At 35.3% G+C, this 19,034-nt stretch carries 10 protein-coding genes and 1 tRNA gene; 1 reads left to right on the forward strand and 10 read right to left on the reverse strand.

Annotated elements, in window-relative coordinates; all coding sequences use genetic code 11:
- Window positions 1-11 precede the first annotated feature (11 nt).
- The 9 genes from ACP7AV_RS01230 to ACP7AV_RS01270 all read right to left on the reverse strand — a co-directional run bounded on the left by ACP7AV_RS01230 (window position 12) and on the right by ACP7AV_RS01270 (window position 17,349).
- The gene (locus ACP7AV_RS01230) at window positions 12-1,070 is read right to left on the reverse strand and encodes a UDP-glucose--hexose-1-phosphate uridylyltransferase (protein ID WP_426090434.1); all 1,059 of its coding nucleotides are present in this window, start codon (window positions 1,068-1,070) and stop codon (window positions 12-14) included.
- The gene (gene galK, locus ACP7AV_RS01235) at window positions 1,071-2,240 is read right to left on the reverse strand and encodes a galactokinase (RefSeq protein WP_426090435.1); all 1,170 of its coding nucleotides are present in this window, start codon (window positions 2,238-2,240) and stop codon (window positions 1,071-1,073) included.
- A gap of 112 nt (window positions 2,241-2,352) precedes the next feature.
- Window positions 2,353-4,782 carry a DUF4982 domain-containing protein gene (locus ACP7AV_RS01240; RefSeq protein WP_426090436.1) on the reverse strand — a complete coding sequence of 810 codons (2,430 nt, stop codon included), beginning with the start codon at window positions 4,780-4,782 and terminating at the stop codon, window positions 2,353-2,355.
- 86 nt (window positions 4,783-4,868) lie between these two features.
- Complete coding sequence (locus ACP7AV_RS01245; protein WP_426090437.1) at window positions 4,869-5,921, reverse strand: glycoside hydrolase family 53 protein; 1,053 nt, start codon at window positions 5,919-5,921, stop codon at window positions 4,869-4,871.
- Between the two features lies 1 nt (window position 5,922).
- On the reverse strand, window positions 5,923-6,975 hold the full coding sequence (locus ACP7AV_RS01250) for an aldose epimerase family protein (protein ID WP_426090438.1): 1,053 nt from the start codon (window positions 6,973-6,975) through the stop codon (window positions 5,923-5,925).
- A 158-nt stretch (window positions 6,976-7,133) separates the two neighbouring features.
- The gene (locus ACP7AV_RS01255) at window positions 7,134-9,299 is read right to left on the reverse strand and encodes an alpha-galactosidase (RefSeq protein WP_426090439.1); all 2,166 of its coding nucleotides are present in this window, start codon (window positions 9,297-9,299) and stop codon (window positions 7,134-7,136) included.
- Between the two features lie 146 nt (window positions 9,300-9,445).
- Window positions 9,446-12,580, reverse strand: a complete 3,135-nt coding sequence (locus ACP7AV_RS01260; RefSeq protein WP_426090440.1) for a glycoside hydrolase family 2 TIM barrel-domain containing protein — start codon at window positions 12,578-12,580, stop codon at window positions 9,446-9,448.
- 165 nt (window positions 12,581-12,745) lie between these two features.
- Entirely contained in the window at window positions 12,746-14,263 is a 1,518-nt protein-coding gene (locus tag ACP7AV_RS01265; protein WP_426090441.1) for a RagB/SusD family nutrient uptake outer membrane protein, read from the reverse strand.
- A gap of 11 nt (window positions 14,264-14,274) precedes the next feature.
- Window positions 14,275-17,349, reverse strand: coding sequence for a SusC/RagA family TonB-linked outer membrane protein (locus ACP7AV_RS01270; protein ID WP_426090442.1), 3,075 nt, complete (start codon window positions 17,347-17,349; stop codon window positions 14,275-14,277).
- Between the two features lie 530 nt (window positions 17,350-17,879).
- On the opposite strand from ACP7AV_RS01270, the gene ACP7AV_RS01275 reads away from it, so the two are divergent.
- Window positions 17,880-18,878 carry a GntR family transcriptional regulator gene (locus ACP7AV_RS01275; RefSeq protein ID WP_426090443.1) on the forward strand — a complete coding sequence of 333 codons (999 nt, stop codon included), beginning with the start codon at window positions 17,880-17,882 and terminating at the stop codon, window positions 18,876-18,878.
- A gap of 40 nt (window positions 18,879-18,918) precedes the next feature.
- Here the strand turns inward: ACP7AV_RS01275 and ACP7AV_RS01280 are convergent.
- Window positions 18,919-18,998 (reverse strand) — tRNA-Leu (locus ACP7AV_RS01280).
- Between the last annotated feature and the right edge of the window lie 36 nt (window positions 18,999-19,034).

Below are 19,034 nucleotides of genomic sequence, written 5' to 3' on the forward strand. Positions count from 1 at the left end.
GTTAAATGTTTTTAGTTTTGGTTTACTATTTTATAATGAACGTTCGATTGGTTTTTTAAAATTTCAGCACTTTTTTCTGGTGTAATATCTCTTTGTGATTCACCCATCATTTCATATCCTACCATGAATTTCTTCACAGTTGCTGAACGCAACAATGGTGGATAAAAATGCATATGAAAATGCCATTCCGGATGCAACGCTCCATCAGTAGGAGATTGATGAATTCCTGAAGAATACGGAAAAGAGGTTTCAAAAAGATTATCATATTTTGTTGTCAATTGTTTTAAAATAATCGCAAAATCAGTCACTTCCGTATCAGTGAAATCAGTTATTTTATTCACATTTCGTTTGCTGATTATCATCGTTTCATAGGGCCAAATAGCCCAAAACGGAACCAATGCCACAAAATGATCATTCTCAATAACAATGCGTTCGTCTAACTTCAACTCTTCTTTTACATAATCCTCTAAAAGTGTTTTATTGTGCGTATCAAAATAAGCGTTTAGATTATTTTGTGTTTTCTCGACTTCGGTTGGCAATGAAGATTGCGCCCAAATTTGTCCGTGTGGATGCGGATTACTGCAACCCATCACACTTCCTTTGTTTTCAAAAATCTGAACATGATTAATGTAATCTACATTGCCTAAATCCGTGTATTCTTTTTGCCAAGTGTGGATAATATTTTCAATAGCCTCAGATGGCATTTCCGGCAATGTCAAATTGTGTTTTGGCGAAAAGCAAACCACCCGAGAAATTCCTCTTTCCGGTTTCACTTTAAAAAAAGTCTCCTTTTTATTTTCTTTAAAAGCAATTTCTTCTTGCTTCAAAGCGGCAAAATCATTTTCAAAAACAAATGAATCTTCATAATCCGGATTTACCATTCCATTTGCTCGAACATTTCCCGGACACAAATAACAAGTCGGGTCATATTCGGGCAATGCATCCGAAGTTACGGTTTCATTTTGTCCTTGCCAAGGACGTTTCGAACGGTGTGGGGAAACCAAAACCCATTCGTTGATTAACGGATTATAACGTCTGTGCGGATCTTCGTTTATGTCAAAATTTTTCATTTATTTCGCAATATAAAGTGATGTTCCGTTTCCAATTTTGACATCATAAATTTTTAATTCTATTCCAAATGCGTCCTGATACAATCCTGTCAGTTTGTTTTTCACTGCATCTTCTTGTCCTTTTTTAATCAAATTGATGGTACAGCCACCAAAACCACCGCCCATTAATCGGGAACCTATCACTGATTTTTCCTTTTTAACCGTGTTGACCAAAAAATCTAATTCGGCGCAACTCACTTCATAATCCACTGATAATCCTTCGTGCGTTTCGAACATCAATTGCCCTAAAACTACAATGTCTCCCACATCCAAAGCTTCACAAGCCTGCGTTACTCTTCGAATTTCCTTCACCACAAAAAGGCTTCTTTTGAACACATTCGCAGTCATTTTATCTTTCAGACTCAAAACTTGCTCTTCTTTACAATCTCTAAAACTAGTAATTTCCGGGAAATTAGCACTAATTATCGAAAGTCCTTCATCGCATTCTTCTCTTCTGGTATTGTAAGCAGAGCTGAATAAGGAATGTTTGACATTACTATCAAATAAAACTAAGGAATAATCACTGAAATTAGCGTCATGATGTTCGAATTCCAATGTTCTGCAATCAATTTTTATAACTTTATTTTCTAAACCCATCACACTGGAAAACTGGTCCATTATCCCGCAATTTATGCCCACCCAATGTTCTGCTTTTTGTCCCATTAAGGCAATATCAATTGGTTTGATTTTCAAATTAAAAAGTTCATTTAAACCAAATAAAAAGCCACATTCCAATGCCGCCGAAGAGGACAAACCGGAACCCACAGGAATATTACTGCTAAAAACACAGTTGAAACCCTCCACGGTATAACCGTTCTTTTTTAACTGATTCAGAACACCGCGCAGGTAATTTGTCCATACATTATCCGTCTGATTTTGGTCTTCGTTTATATAAACCTCAAACTCGTCATTCAAATCTATCGCTACAATTTTAGCTCTATCCGAATTGTTTTTTTCAAAAGCAAAACAGATGATTTTATCGATGGCTGCCGGTAAAACAAAACCGTCATTATAATCAATATGCTCCCCAATAATATTAATTCTGCCGGGGGAAAGGACAATTTTTTCAGGCTCTGATTTAAAAGTCTGCTGAAAAAAATCAATTGTTTTGTGTACTAAAATGTCATTCATTGTTTAGAAATTGTATGTTTCCCAATTCAATTTTTGGAAACTTACTGTTATTGTTATCGTTTTTTAAATTTTTAGTTTTCAAAAGTATTGTTGCAATACCCGCTTCTGCTTTTTATTTATTTTGAGACACTAAGGTCAATTTTCCGCTCTTTAGTCCAGCACCATTTACTTCAAGTTTTATAGCACCAGCAGTCGTTGTCGATTTTACAAGCACTACCAATTTTCCGCTAAAAAGCTTCATGGTATCTTTATGAAACATTTCGAGTGAAGTGGCATCACCATTGCAGGCAGCTCTGTAAGTACCCGCCCCTGAAACCTTAAATTTTAGCTGGTTAGTCGCAGTAGGACAAAGAATTCCATTTTTGTCAACTACAGATACTGTTACAAACGATATATCCTCGCCATTGGCATTGATTATTTTCCTGTCTGCATCTAAAACAATCTGATAAGGTTTGCCGGCAGTATGTACCTCTTGTTCAGCAACAGCTTTTCCATTGTCATCAAAAGCCACAACTTTGACCGTTCCCGGCTCATATTTTACATCCATCCACATCAGACGATAGCGATTCTGTGGTGTACTTTTGTTTTTTTTCTGCACTCCCATACTTTTGCCATTTACAAAAAGCTCGGCGCTGTTGTAGCTCGTATATACAAAAACGGGGGTTATCGCTCCTTCACGGCCTTCCCAGTTCCAATGCGGTAAGATATGAAGGGTTGATTCCTTCGTATTCCAACGGCTTCGGTATAAATAATAGCGGTCTTTGGGTAAACCCGCTAAATCGTTAATTCCAAAATAAGAACTTCGGGACGGCCAGCTTTCATCATACGGCGTAGGCTCTCCTAAATAATCAAAACCAGTCCAAACAAACTCGCCGATCACCCAAGGTTTATCATCTTGAAGCACAAAATCTTCATCAGGCACATTAGACCAGCTACAGGCTTCCAAATCATAAGAGGAAGACTGAAAATCAGGATATTGTTTCATTTTCTCCTGAACCACAGGAAATTTATAAATCCCTCTGGAGCTAACCGTTGACGCAGTTTCGGAACCTAAAATAAACCCTTGTGGAAATTTTGCAAATGCCTCATCATACAAATGCACCCGATAATTCAATCCCGGAACATCCAGCACAGCTCCAAATCCAGATTCCATAGTCGCTTTTACCTGATCCATACCAACAGTTACAGGACGTGTTGGATCTTCTCGATGAAATATTTCCTGCAGCCATTTGGCTCGTTTTACACCAGCCTCTCCCCATTGATCCGGCACTTCATTTCCAGAACTCCACATCACAATAGAAGGATGATTTCTTGTAGCCTGCACGAGATTTACGATGTCTTTTTCGGCATAATCCTCAAAAAAACGATGATACCCATTTTCTACTTTTGGCTTTGCCCATTCATCAAAACTCTCTGCCAAAAACATAAAACCCATTTCATCCGCCAACTCCAGTTGCTCAAAAGAGGGCATATTGTGCGAACTGCGAATTGCATTACAACCCATATCTTTTAATATCTTCATTTGCCTGCGCAACGCGGCTTTATTTACTGCAACTCCGAGTGGACCAAGATCGTGGTGCAGACAAACTCCTTTAAATTTGGTTATCTTTCCATTCAGACTAAAACCTTTATTGGGCTCGTATTTTATTTCTCGGATTCCAAAACGGGTTGAAATTTCATCTTTTAGTTCTTTTCCAACATACAATTGGGAAACCGCTTTATACAAGTAAGGCGTTTCGGGACTCCACAATTTTGGTTTTTCTACTTTTATGTTTTGATCGAACTCATTTCCGAATTGAAGCGTAGATTCCTCTGAATTTAGTTTCTGTCCTTCGGCATCAAAAACAGTGGTGACTAAACGAGTATTTTCGCCAGAAACTTTGGTCTTAATATTTACTTTGGCCATTGCCGAACTTATAAAAGGCGTCGTTACAAACTGCCCCCATTGGTCAATACTTTCGTTGTTTTTTACAATAACGCTTACATTTCGATACAAACCAGCACCCGGATACCAACGGGAAGCAAATTCCTTATTGGTTAATTGTACTGACAATGTGTTGGCTCCTTCTTGTATAAATTGGGAAACATCAAAATAAAAATAACTGTAGCCGTACGCCCACTCTCCCACTTTTTTCCCGTTTAAATACACTTGAGGTTCGCTCATTGCTCCTTCAAAAAGTAAAATTATTTTTTTCCCTTTTGAATCTTTAGGCAATGTAAATGTATTGCGGTACCACGCTGTTCCTACATGGGGCAAAGCTCCCGTTCTTCCCGTTTTTTCGGTAGCTATATTTTCTCCGTTTTGAACAATGGCAACTCTTTGTTTGTCTACATTTTTATCAAAAGGCCCGTAAATTGCCCAATCATGCGGAATGGTTACGGATTCCCATTTCGAATCATTAAAATTTACTTTATGCGCCTCTTCAAAATCGCCTTTTTGAAATTTCCAATTGCTACTTAACACTTTAATGGCTCGTGTTTGAGACAAAGCCATTTGTGTAAATACTAAAAATACAACAAGAATACATATCAATTTCTTCATTTTTAAACCTATAAAATTATTTAATGTCACGCAATTAAAATCTATTCCTTAATATACTCATACTTCCGCAAAAGGCAAAGCCAAAACTATCCTTTAAAAGCATCTAAAGCCGCTGAAGGTGACCCGTCAGGCTGCCAAGCGCTCAGGGAATAACCGCTCCAACTTTTTTCTCCTTGTGGTTCCCAATAAATTACGCCAAGTCCTTTATTATTTGGTACCGCTTTGACTGCTTTGATTGTTGCTGCTAACATTTCATACGTATTTTGCACTTTGTCATATTCGCCACCAACTTCTACAACCATCACTTCTTTGTCATATCTAGTAACCATATCATTCAAATTATAAGCTAAATCACCAATAGTTTCCGTGTAATTTTTCTTGATCCAAAAAGGATAATAAGACAGTCCAATCACGTCGTACTTTACATTATTTGCTTTGGCACTATCAAAAAACAATCTGAATTTTTCATTATTATTTCCTTCGTCAAGATGAACGATAACTTTAATTTTAGGATCAATAGCTTTTGTAGCTTCATACCCTTTGTTAAGTAATTGTGCCAATTGATTCCAATTTTTGGTACTCCCTTCGGGCCACATCATGCCTCCAGGAATTTCATTCCCTACCTGTACCCATTCCGGCGTAACTCCTGCATTTTTCAATGCCGTTAACACCTCAAAAGTATGGTTGTAAACATCATTTAATAATTCCGGAAAAGTGTGATTTGCCCAAGCTGCGGGTTTCGCTTGTTTTGCCGGATCGGCCCAAGTATCACTATAATGAAAATCAATCATAATGCGCATGCCCAATTTTTGAGCGCGTAAAGCCGCTACAACAGTTTCTGCTGGACTGCAATGTCCGCTTGCTTTATCATTAGAAGGGTTTACCCAAACCCGCAATCGAATGTTATTCATTCCTCTGTCTTTGAGTAATTGCAAACAATCTTTTTCAGTACCGTCGGTATCATAAAACTTATATCCTGTGGCTTCCATTTGTGGCAACCAACCTATATCAGCTCCTATTGCAAAAGTAGAAACCGTTGATATTGACGTTGGTGTCTCATCCACATTCGTTTGAGAATTACAATACGTATAAAACAAAAACGACAGTAACAACGACAATATAGTTTTGAAATTTTTCATCTTAAAAGGATTGAAACTTATAAATTGTTTTATGATAATATATTTCCCCTTTTTTTAGAACCGCATTCGGGAAATGTTCGTTATTAGGTGCATCCGGAAAATTTTGAGTCTCAAAACAAATACCGCTCAAAGCATGATAATTTGCATTTTCTTTTCCTTTTACTGTATTAAAACAATTTCCACCAACATAAATATGAACCCCAGGTTGATTCGTGTAAACGGTCATTTTCAAATTATTGTTTTTATTAAAAAGGGAAGCAGCAAATTCATTTTCCTTTTCTAAAACATAGGTATTGTCTATTTTTGAAGGACACTTTTTAGGATTATTAAAATCGAAAGGATTATTTTCTAATTCCAATAACCTACCCGTTGGTACATTTTCACTAGTTGTCTCTACCATTTTTTGAGAGTTAACGATTAACTCCTGTTCTAAAATATCAGAATCGTGACCATCGAGATTAAAATAACTGTGATGGGTTAAATTTACAATTGTATCTTCGGTCGAAATGGCTTTATACTCTATAATTAATTCATTGTCCTCCGATACCATATAGGTAATTTCTACTGATAAGCCTCCTGGATAATTTTCTTCTCCATCAGCACTGAAATACGCGAAAGTTATTGATGGATTCTTTCCTTTTTTCACATTTTTCGCCCGCCACATTTTTTGACTAAAGCCAATATTTCCGCCATGTAACGAATTATTATTGTTGTTTTTATTTAAATGAAAAGCTTTACCGTTCAAACTAAAAATGCTATTATTAATTCTGCCAGCATAACGTCCAATAGTCGCTCCAAAGTAGGGCGCACTTTCCAGATCAAATGACTTAATATAGGCCTCTAAAGTATCAAAACCCAATACTACATCAACAAATTCACCGTTTTTCAGTGGTATGTTCAATGAAGTAATAGTCGCGCCGTAATTGGTCACTTTAAGCCTCATTCCATTTTTATTAGTTAATTCACACGAATCAACAACTTCACCATCATGCATACTACCAAATAATTCCATAATACAGCTGTCTTTTAAATGTGATATCTCTTTTATTTTCATCTTTTTTTTATTAAATACAAAAAATCAAAAATAAAACAATTGTCTAAAAATACATACCAGTACCTACCAGTTTTTAAGTGTTAAAAAAACCACGAATGTTTACTATTCGAGGGTTAATTACTAAGTCAAAACTTTTGTATACATACCATATTTTTACCTTATTTCACTCCAGTAATTTCAAGGATGACACTTGTTCTTTGTAAATTTACATTTGGATTAATCCCCACCTTCATCAGAAAATCACCTGAAAAAACATTTTCAGAGGGGATCGTAGAACCGGCTCCCTGATATATGTTCAATTCTTTTAATGCATATTTTTTATTTGGATCTAATCCTTTTAAAACGACTGGAAGTGGAGTTGCTGTCAACATAAATCGATTGTTAACCAAATAATTAAAAACAACTGCCTTACTCTTGTCTTTATCAACATACATTAATGCAGAAATATCATTTTCATGTGGATTCACTAAACGATACAAATCACCATGCCAAACAATATCTTTGAATGAGCTATAATTTTTTATTGCTTCTTTGCAGAACAACTTATCCTTATCGCTTAAATGACTAACCACAATATCAAACCCTAATTTACCCATACTTGCTACATCAACTCTGAATTTTAACGGCTGTTTCCCCCAGTCAGTGACATGGTTATCCGTTGTAATAGAGGGAAAAAAATACGAATAATCCCATTGCATAAATATTCTTTCTAAAGGCTCAGTGTCATCACTCGGCCAGAATTCTGTAAAGTATTTTAACAGTTCATAATCTCCACGTCCTCCTCCGCCTGAGCATAACATCATAGGAACTTTAGGATATTTAACACGGATTCTTTCTAGTACTTTACATAACCCTCTTATATAATCAACATATAAATTAGATTGTGGAATACCTTTTTTGTTAAGATAGGCTGAATACGCGTTGTAAATAACCGCATTACAATCCCATTTTATAAATGCCAATTCCGGATTTTTAACAAAAAGGTCGTCTACAATCCCAAATACAAAATCCTGTACTTCTGGATTTGATAAATCAAGCACTAATTGGTTTCTATAATATACTTCCGGTCTTTCCGGTTGTCGAATTACCCAGTCCAAGTGCTTTTCATATAACTCACTTTTAGGATTTACCATTTCAGGTTCAATCCAAATTCCAAATTTAACCCCTTCTTTTTTAGCTTCTTTTACTAAATAAGCTAATCCATGAGGTAACTTCTTTGCATTTTCTTTCCAATCTCCAAGACCTGCTTTATCATCATTTCTAGGATATTTATTTCCAAACCATCCGTCATCTAACAAAAACATATCTACTCCAATGTCCTTAGCATCTTTAAATAAATCTGCAATTTTATTGTCATCAAAATCGAAATAAGTCGCCTCCCAGTTGTTTAACAACGTAAGACGTTCTCCTTCACCATCCAACACCCTATACTTTCTTGCCCAATCATGAAGATTCCTACTTGCCTCACCAGTACCATTATTAGATAAAGCATATATCAAAGACGGGGTTTTAAAAACTTGATTCGCTGGCAAAAGATATTCAGAGGCATATGGACTAACCCCTGCAATAAGACGAAGATTCTTATACGAGTCAACCTCAAAATCTAATTTAAAATTTCCGCTCCAAGCCAATTGCCCCAGCATCACTGTACCTTCAGTTTCTGAAGCAGGCTTCCCAAAAGACAAAATAAAATTTGGGTTTTGAAGCAACATCGCTCTTGTTCCCAGTTTAGAATCTACTGTTCTTATTCCCTGCAAAAGTTTTGACTCAATAGGCTGCATTTCCTTTAAATACTGACCTTGAAAACTAGTCAAGTAAAAATCTTTATTAGTAAAATATAAATTAGCCGATGCAAATTTCTGCAAGAGAACTGCCTTTTTTTCATTATGCTTGATTTCTGACCATTGCTCAATTACATTTTCTTCTGGCCAAACTTTATAAAACAAAGTCACCATAAATGGGTAAACAGGATCTTTTAAAACAATACTTGTAACAGAGGAATTCGCATCAATTTTTTCCGTCTTATGACTTACATATTTAAGTTCCAAAGAGGGATTTCCGTCAGCATGTTTTACTTGAACAGCTGGTTCGGAAAGATTCCAAGTCCCTGCAGGAGTATAGACTCCATTATAAATTCCAGCATTCTCATCCTTGAAATTATAAGCCAAAGAAGCTGATTGATATTCACTGACATTTGCCAGAGGTTTCCCAAAATAGACTGTCATCAAACGATTATTACTATCTGTCTGCAACAACATCATATTGCTATTGGTCGCAATAGGTATTGTAACTTTTTGCGCCCAAAAACTGGTTGCGCTAAACATAAAAAACAATATTAAAATACCCTTTTTATTAAAATAGAATTTCAGTTTTTCTTTCATAATAATTAATTTCAACAGCTACATTTGTATTAGCTTAATTTATTTCACCCCAAATTATAAATACTAAAAAGGAGTGAAATTTTAATTTTTTATTTCTTTTTAGGTTTAATAATAAAGCCATAACTGTACTCTTTGTCTTTCAATTGGTACTGTTCGTGTGGCATAGCGCCCCAACTATTATCTCCACCTAAGCCTCTTTGGGCTAAATCAACACAAATCACAACTTCATTTCGTGGCGTAATATCATTTGTATGACGGTATTTTTTTGTCAAACCTGGATCAAAATCTTCAGGATAATTATGTAATGCGCTTACTCCTAATGGCTGTAAACCTTCTATTTCAATTCCATTTCCTGAATTATTTGTAAGTGTTAACCAACGGACATCCGTTTTATATCCATTTTCTTGAGGGCGAGTGTAAGGAACGTATTGATCAGCAACCTTACTTTCATAAATTCCTTTCAGAGATGATGTGTTTCTATCTTGATAATTCTCCCAAGGTCCTCTACCGTAATAACTAAAATTATCAAACTCTTTTTTGAGAGAGAACAACATTCCAAAACGAGGCATCTCGGCCAAAGGATTGTTTCCTGCCTTGAATGAATTTTGTACGGTTAAACCACCGTCAGAGTCCATTGTGTAAGTAATGGTATAATAAGACGCTACATCTTTTAAGAAAAGGCGAGTGACTACTATTGTTTTATCTCCTACTTCTTTAATCTCCATAGTATCCAAACTACTAAATCTTCCTACAGTTCTCCATACATTACTGCTAACTTGCATGTAATTTCCAAAATCATTATCCGTTGGGGCACGCCAAAAATTAGGAACTGGCATTTGATTGAAAAAATAGTCTCCGTTAGATTTGTACTGTTGCATCAAACCCGTTTTCTTATTTATGGTTACTTCAACTCCGGCTGCACTGAGAGTTACGGTGTCTTGTTCATCTTTAACCGCTGAATTTGTACTTTCAGCTGCTGCTTTGACAAAATACTTATGCTCTCCAATTGAAAACTGTTCACGTGCTACTTCATAATTTTGAGGTAGCACTTCTGTACCTTCTTTTGTGTAGGCAAAAATATTTAAAAGATATTCGACTCCGTTTAGTGATTCTAATTTTGGCAATGGAAGTTGTATTTGTTTCTTGGATTGTGGCACAAGACTTATATCAACAGCACCTGTCTTTATGACTAACCCGTTTTCTAAAACCTCATATTTAAAACAATATTTATCAAGATCAGTGTAACCAAATCCGTTTTCTACTTGAATAATTCCTTGTTTTAAATCAACCGCTGTGAAAAGAATATCCTGATACACTTTTTTTACTTCAAAAGCACCTGGATGTGGCGTACGATCGGGCCAAACTAATCCGTTGTGACAGAAATTCTCATCGTTGGTATAATTTTGGCTTCCCATATCTCCACCATACGACCAATATTTGCGTCCTACTTCATCTGTCATTTCAAATCCCTGATCTACCCAATCCCATATAAATCCTCCCTGCATATTATTGCTGCTGCGAATAATATCCCAATATTCCTGAAAATTACCACTACTATTACCCATAGCATGTGAGTATTCACAGATAATAAACGGACGTTTCACCTCTTTGCGTTTAGCATATTCTCTCATATAATCCATACTAGGATACATGGGACAAACTATATCGGTGTTTTCTTCTTCACCAGCTTGCTCAAATTGAACCAATCGAGTTTTGTCTCTATTTTTTATCCAATTATAAGCCTCTTGAAAAACAGGTCCGTTTCCACACTCATTACCCAAAGACCAAAGAATTACAGAAGGTTGATTTTTATCTCGCTCTACCAAACTGTAAATGCGATCCATGTGAGCTGCTTTCCACTGAGGCAGATAAGCAGGATGTTTTGTTTTATCGAAGGAACCTTGCAATTCAGCACCCATACCATGAGTTTCAATATTAGCCTCGTCTACCAAGAACAAACCATATTGATTACACAACTTCACCCATTCAAGGTTAGACGGATAATGACTGCTTCGCACCGCATTGATATTTAATTGCTTCATCATGCGAATGTCCTTCATCATGGTTTCTTTAGTTTGATAATGACCCGTTTTAGGATTGTGTTCATGAATATTTACACCATGCACCATGATTCGGATGCCGTTAACCAATAACTGTCCGTTCTTTAATTCTACTTTTCGGAAACCGATTTGAGTAGCAACCGTTTCCACGGGCTTTCCAATATCATCTTTAAGTGTAAGCAATAGAGTATATAAATAAGGACTTTCATTGTTCCATAAAAGTGGTGAAGCTACTTTTTCATTAAAGCTAACTGATTCCGTTGAATTTGCTTTTAAATCTACTTTAATCGTTTTTGCAAAAACTTCTTTTCCTGTTGCATCCACCAATTTAGCGTCTACAGTTTGACCATTTTTCGCAACCTTGTTCATGTTCTTAAATTTAACATCAACAGAGAGACTTCCGTTTTTATAAAAATCGTCAAGATCAGGACGGGCAAAGAAATCTGCAATACGAGTATTAGCAGTACTGTAAAGGTAAACGTCACGATCGATCCCTGACAAACGCCAAAAATCTTGATTTTCCAAATAAGAACCATCACTCCATCGATACACCTCAACAGCAACCTGGTTTTTACCGACTTTTACATAGTTAGTAATATCAAATTCCGTTGGACTTTTCGTGTTTTCACTATAGCCTGCTTTTTCTCCATTTATCCAAATATACATTGCTGAAGTTCCTGCTTCAAAATGAAGGTAAACACGGCGTTCGTTCCAATTTTCTGGCAACTCGAAAGTACGTCGGTAAGACCCCACTGGATTATCTGCATGATCAATGAATGGTGGATTTTTGACAAATGGATAGGTAATGTTAGTGTAAATAGGAATTCCATACCCGCCCAATTCCCAGTTTGAAGGAACCGTAATTTCTTTCCAATTGGTTGTATTAAAATCTGTTTTAAAAAAATCTTTAGGACGCTGATCGGGTGTTGGTGCCCAATTAAATTTCCATTTCCCATCTAAGGTAAGAAACCAAGGGGAACGAGTATAATCATCAGCAATAGCAGATGATTCATCAGCATAAGGCAAAAATGCGGCTCTCGCCGGTTCTCTATTAATCTGAAATATTGCTGGATTTTCCCAATCATTAGTCATTGGCTTTTCTTGTGCGAACACAACCAAAGAAATAACGGTAAAAATGCAGGCTAAAATTATTGCTTTTTTCATTTATAATGAATTTTTAAGATCGAAATACTTTTATCTAATAAACTTAAAGATATCGGATGTTTTTTATATGAGATGACAAATGATTAATCCGCTATGATATAGTTTATTAATCATTTGTCAAATTCTTAATTTAACTTTTCATTAATTAAATTGCATAAACCTTAATTACCAATTGGCATTTTGTGTCATTTTTGGGTTATTATTTAACTCACTTTCCGGAATAGGAAAGTAGTTGTATTTAGCCGAGTAATTAAGATAACCACCAACTTGACTTCCTTTGATTACTTTTTCTAAAGTACCCCATCTTCTTAAATCATACCAGTGAATCCCTTCCCGAGCAAATTCAACATTTCTTTGGTGCATAATCTCATCCATCATTTGAGTTTGACTCCATCCTGTCATTACGACAGTGCCTAACTTCGCTCTATCTCTAATTCTTTTTACCAAAGGTATGGCTTCACCAACTTTTCCTTGCATTGTTTTTGCTTCAGCAAGCATTAAAAGCACATCAGCATAACGCATTGCATATTCATTCAGTTCTGATTTCCAATCCCCTTCATCTTTGTTCCACCAGTTTTGATTTTTTCTTATCCATATAGCATTCGCCCCAAACTTTGATGAAAAATCATAATTATAGTAAATACTGCCAGGATAGCTCCAAGCCAAAGTACTTAAAGCTCTAGGATCAAAGCTGCCATCCACAGTTTTCTCTTTGATCATAGCCTCTAATAATTTTTTTGTTGGCAACAGCTCAAACCATCCTCCAACTTCTCCTGGCGCTAATTCTTGAGCCATAGTAGTTGCTCTAGATCTTTCGGATGGATTTCCACCCCAAATAGTAGCACCCCCTTGTCTACTAAACTGAATCTCAAACACTGATTCCTTACTATTTTCGTGCTTACCATCAAATAATTGTGCGTAATCATCCAAAAGACCAAATCCATTTGCGGTTTCGTTATTTACCAGTTTAGAAAATTGCTCTTCGGCTTTTGCCCAATTTTTTAAATACAAATACGATTTTCCAAGGTAAGCGATTGCCGTATTTTTTGTTACTCTGCCTTTTAAAGCTGAAGGATAGATTTCCGGTAGCGGACTTGTTGCTGCAGACTCAAAATCAGCAATTACTTGTTTCCATACTTCCTCTTCTGTCGATTTTTCTTTAAAATAATCTGCTGATTCTTTTACTATATCTGTAAAAATTGGAACACTCCCAAATTCATTCACTAAATTAAAATAATTTAATCCCCTAAGAAATGTCGCTTCAGCAACTAGCTGTGCTCTTTTTGTTTCATCAATATTTTTGATTTGAGGAGCATAATTGATTACTTGATTTGCACGAAATATACCAATGTACATTGCTTTATACATTCCAGTAGTTTCATTTGTACTAGGTGTATTCTTATAAGTAGAAACTGCATAACGCCCCGGAACATCATTTCTGGCAACAAAATTTTCTGTTCTGTTTTCCTTCAACTGCATTGCTTGTATTTCCCAATATCCTGCGTTATTGTTATCTACTAAAACATTGTAAACAGTCGCTAATCCAGATTCCAAATCGTCCTGAGTTTGCCAGAAAGATCCAGTTGTTACTTTACTAGGATTTTGTAATTCAAGATCCTCAGAACAAGAACTTAGCAGAGCAAGTCCTCCCATAAAATATAATATAATTAATTTCTTTTTCATTTTTCGTTGATTTAAAAGTTAAGTTGCAAGCCAAAAATAATAGTCTTACTTAATGGGTACGATTTATAATCTATTCCTCTACCTCCAAGTCCATCAGCCGAAACATCCGGATTGTATCCTGTATATTTAGTAGAAGTGAAAAGATTATCTCCTGCAACATAGAATCGACATCTGTCAATTGCTATTTTTTTACTTAAGTCATTAGGAAACGTATACCCAACTTGAATCGTTTTTATCCTAAGATAAGAACCATCTTCAAGGAAACGATCTGAATAATCAGCGCCATTATCATTTGGATCATCAATATTCAATCTTGGAAAATTAGAGTTAGGATTAAAAGTAAATGAATCTAAAGTTGAAGTAGCATAATTTGTATTTGCTTTTACTGTTGCTAAGTCCGTATTATTTCCATTATATATCTCATTACCTTGAACACCTTGAGCAGCAACGGTCAAATCAATTCCTTTCCAATCTGCTTGAATACGAAGTCCATATTCGAAATCAGGAAAAGCACTTCCTCTAAATTGTCTGTCTCCAGCATCAATTTTTCCATCTCCATTAAAATCAATATATCTTATGTCTCCTATTGCTGCTCTTGGTTGAATAGGACTTCCATTCACATTATGTGCATCCAGTTCTTCTTGTGATCTGAACAATCCATCTGTCTTAACAAGGAAAAAAGAATAAATAGGGTATCCAACTTTACTGTAAGTCACAGCTGATCCATGAAATGATCCACTAGAACCCGCAAGAATCTGACTTCCTGTGCTCAATCCTTCAACACGATTTTTTACACTTGAAATATTAGAATTTATAGAGAAATTAACTTCTCCTACTTTTTGATTAAGTGTTAAACCCATCTCAAAACCTTTATTTGAAACCTCACCGGCATTTGTATAAGGATCATTACTAGACCCCACTGACAAAGGAATTGGCACACGTAAAAGTAAATCTGACGTATTTTTTTGAAAGTAGTCGAAAGTATAATCTAATTTACCATTCCATAAACCTAAATCAAAACCAACATTGGCAGTCGTTGTTGATTCCCATTTTAATCCAATCGCAGGATATTCTGTTTGAATATTACCAATCCAAAGTGTATTTGGTTCTCCTGTACCATAACTTATTCCTGATGTAATTGATCCAAGGTATTGGTAATCTCCAATTTCTTGATTTCCTAATATACCATAACTTGCACGTACCTTGAGTTCAGATACAGGCAAGTCTAGGTTTTTGAAAAAATCTTCTTTTCCGATTCCCCATGCTGCAGAAATTGACGGGAAATTTCCCCATTTGTTTTCTGGACTAAAACGAGAGGAACCATCACGTCTAAAAGTTGCCGTTAGGATGTACTTATTATCGTAAGAATATATCGCCCGTCCAAGATATGAGGTCAATTTACTTTCAGTAGCAAACCCAGAAATAGCTGGTTGTTCTGCACCCGCAAGAACAAATATACCATCTGGCATTCCTTGTACAGAGCCTAAAATAGAACGAAAACTATTTTGATAAACAGTATGTCCTGCTAATAAATTTACAGAATGTTTCCCGAATTTTTTTGAATAATTTAAAGTGTTTTCAATTTGATAATATTGGTTTAAATCACTTCCTTCCGCTAAAGTATTTTTTAAATTCTTGAAGAATCCACCCACCTCATAACGTGGTGTATAGTTATAACTCTTATGCTCAGAAAGCGTTACCCCTATATTTAATTTATATTTAAAGCCATCAAAGAAACTTGCTTCAGCATACGTATTAATCAATGCTTGGTAGTAATCATTTTTTACATCAAAAAGATTCAACGCTGCTACAGGATTAAATATATCGGTAACCGCACCTGATGCACCACCATATCCTCCTATTGCATCTTCATTATAAATTGCAAATCCAGGAATCATAGATATAGCAGCTCCAAGAATATTTCTTCCTTGACCTGGTATGCCCGGCAAATCATTTCTTTTTTCTTTGGTCAACATTACTGTTTCTCCAATTTTAAAAATCCCTTTTTTGTAATCTGATTTAACTCTTAAGTTAACACGGTCATAATTTGTTTCTTTTATAACTCCTTTTTGATTATAGTAGCTTAATGACATATTATATTTCAAATTATCCGATCCTCCAGAAAGCCCTAATGAATAATTTTGTGTTGGAGCATCTCTAAATATTTCATTTTGCCAATTAATTCCCGCACCAGGAACTTGAGGATTTAGCGCAATGTCTAATGGTGCTTTTCCTGCTGCATTATATGCAGCATTACTTACTTTAGCCCATTGCTCTTGATTTAACAAATCTAGTTTTTTAGTCACACTGCCAACACCATAGAAAGAATCAAAGGTAACTTTCATTTCTCCCTTTTTCCCACTTTTTGTAGTAATCAAAATTACACCATTTGCAGCTCTTGAACCATAAATAGCAGCTGCAGAAGCATCTTTCAAAACTTGAATTGATTCGATGTCACTTGGATTTAGATTATTCATTGATGCAACTGCAATATCATCAACTAATATCAAAGGATTATTATTGTTTAGTGATCCAGCACCTCTAATCTGAATTCTGGTTCCAGAACCAGGAGCTCCACCCGCAGACTCTACAGTAACACCGGCAATTTTACCCTGTATTGCACTTCCTAAATTTGTATTACTTTGAGAATCTAATTGTGCAGCTTTTAATCCTCCAACAGCTCCTGTCAAGTCACTTTTTCTAACAGTACCATATCCAATTACAACTACTTCATCTAATGTATTATTTTCTTCATTGAGTGAAACATTTATCAAATTTCTACCTGCAATGACTTCTTCAACTGTTACATACCCGATGTAGGAAAAAATTAATGTAGCATTAGGATCAGATACATTTAATTTATAATTCCCTTCACCGTCAGTCATTGTTGCATTTGTCGTTCCTTTGACTACTACAGAAGCGCCAATAACAGTTTGAAATGTTTTTTGATCTACAACAGACCCTGTTATAATATTTTGACCCTGTAAACTAATACAGGATACCATAATGATTATTGACAAAGTGAGTTTAGATGTTAAGAATGGTTTAATCCTTAACAAATGATTTACGTTTTTAATGGTTTTCATAAATTCATGGTTTTAAAAATTGGTTGGTTAATATTTTTTTTTATTCGTTTAATTATGCTTTTAAAAGAGAGGGAAGATTAGAAGCTTTCTTAATAAAAGATAAAATTGAAATTGAGTTCGAAATTAATTTATTCAAAATTATTATTGCTTTTGTTTAATTTAAAGTAAATTTTTACACTGTATATTAGATTGTTAACGTAAAATATTAATCTTCTTTAGATCTTCTATCTAGGTCTAGCTTGCCTATCAATTCATAGCTTAAGACAAATTTTTACTGCTGCACAATACAACTATGACAGCAACATACCACATGATCTTTAATTCCATTTTCATTAGCTAAATACAAAAAACAAATACCCACTTTATTAGATACAAATCAAACAATCTATGTAATAAAATAGACATAAAATAGAATATGTTTTTTTTTTAATTAATTTTTTACGAAATATTAAAAAATCAAAAATAAAATAAAACTTAATTTTAACATACCAGTACCTACCAGTTTTTATATATTTGTAAAAAGCTTTTCTATGAAAATCATCAATATTCAAAATAATTTGGGTGTCCCAAAATACAAACAAATCATTTTCTCCATAGAAAAAACGATTGAGAAAGGTCATTTAAAAAAAGACGAAAAACTCCCTTCAATAAACAAAGTATGTCTTGAATTTTCACTATCCCGAGACACGGTTTTACAGGCCTACGAAGAGCTGAAAAAAAGAGGATTAATCTATGCTATTCTGGGGAAAGGATACTATATAAAAAGCACTGAAGTAAGAATAAAACAAAGGATATTTTTACTTTTTGACGAATTGAACATTTTTAAGGAAGACTTGTATAATTCATTTTTGGAAAACGTTGGCACTAACGCTCAGGTAGATATTTTCTTTCATCATTTTAATGCTCCCGTTTTCCAAAAACTGATTAATGACAGTAACGGCAATTACACCAAATACATCATTATGCCGACCAATTTAGCGGAGGCCGCCGCAGTGATAAAAACCCTACCAGTTAATGAAGTATACATATTAGACCAGACCAATCCAGAACTAAAATCGTTTCCCGCCGTATACCAAAATTTCGTAAAAGACATTTATGACGGCTTAATGAAAGGAAAATCCAAGTTGAACAAATACGAAAAACTGATTATGATTTTCCCGGGATTCCGCGAGCCGCTGGGTATGAAAATAGGTTTTGAGAATTTCTGCAAAGACTTTGCATTCGATTATGAAATCATTACTGAATTTCAGAATCGAGAAATAAAAAAAGGCGAAGTGTATATTATTCCGAGCGACAGGGATTTAGTGCGCGTCATTGAAAAAGCAAAGATTCAGAAACTGCTATTAGGTAGTGATTATGGTATTATTTCATATAACGAAACACCGCTGAAAAAAGTAGTCGAAAACGGGATTACAACAATTTCAACCAATTTTGAAGTCATGGGAAAGTTACTGGCACAAATGATTTTGAAAGGCAAAAAAGAGCAAATTGAGAACAAAAGTGCTTTGATTATTAGGAATTCATTGTGATATAAAACCAAAAAAACCGCTTCGAAAGAAGCGGTTTTTGTACCCGGAGCCGGAGTCGAACCGGCACGGTTTCCCACAGGTGTTTGAGACCAGCGCGTCTACCAATTCCGCCATCCGGGCTTAGCAGACATGAAATAACAACAGTTATTTCAACGC

The organism is Flavobacterium sp. DSR3-2 (genome assembly GCF_049896525.1).
Taxonomy (GTDB): Bacteria; Bacteroidota; Bacteroidia; order Flavobacteriales; family Flavobacteriaceae; genus Flavobacterium.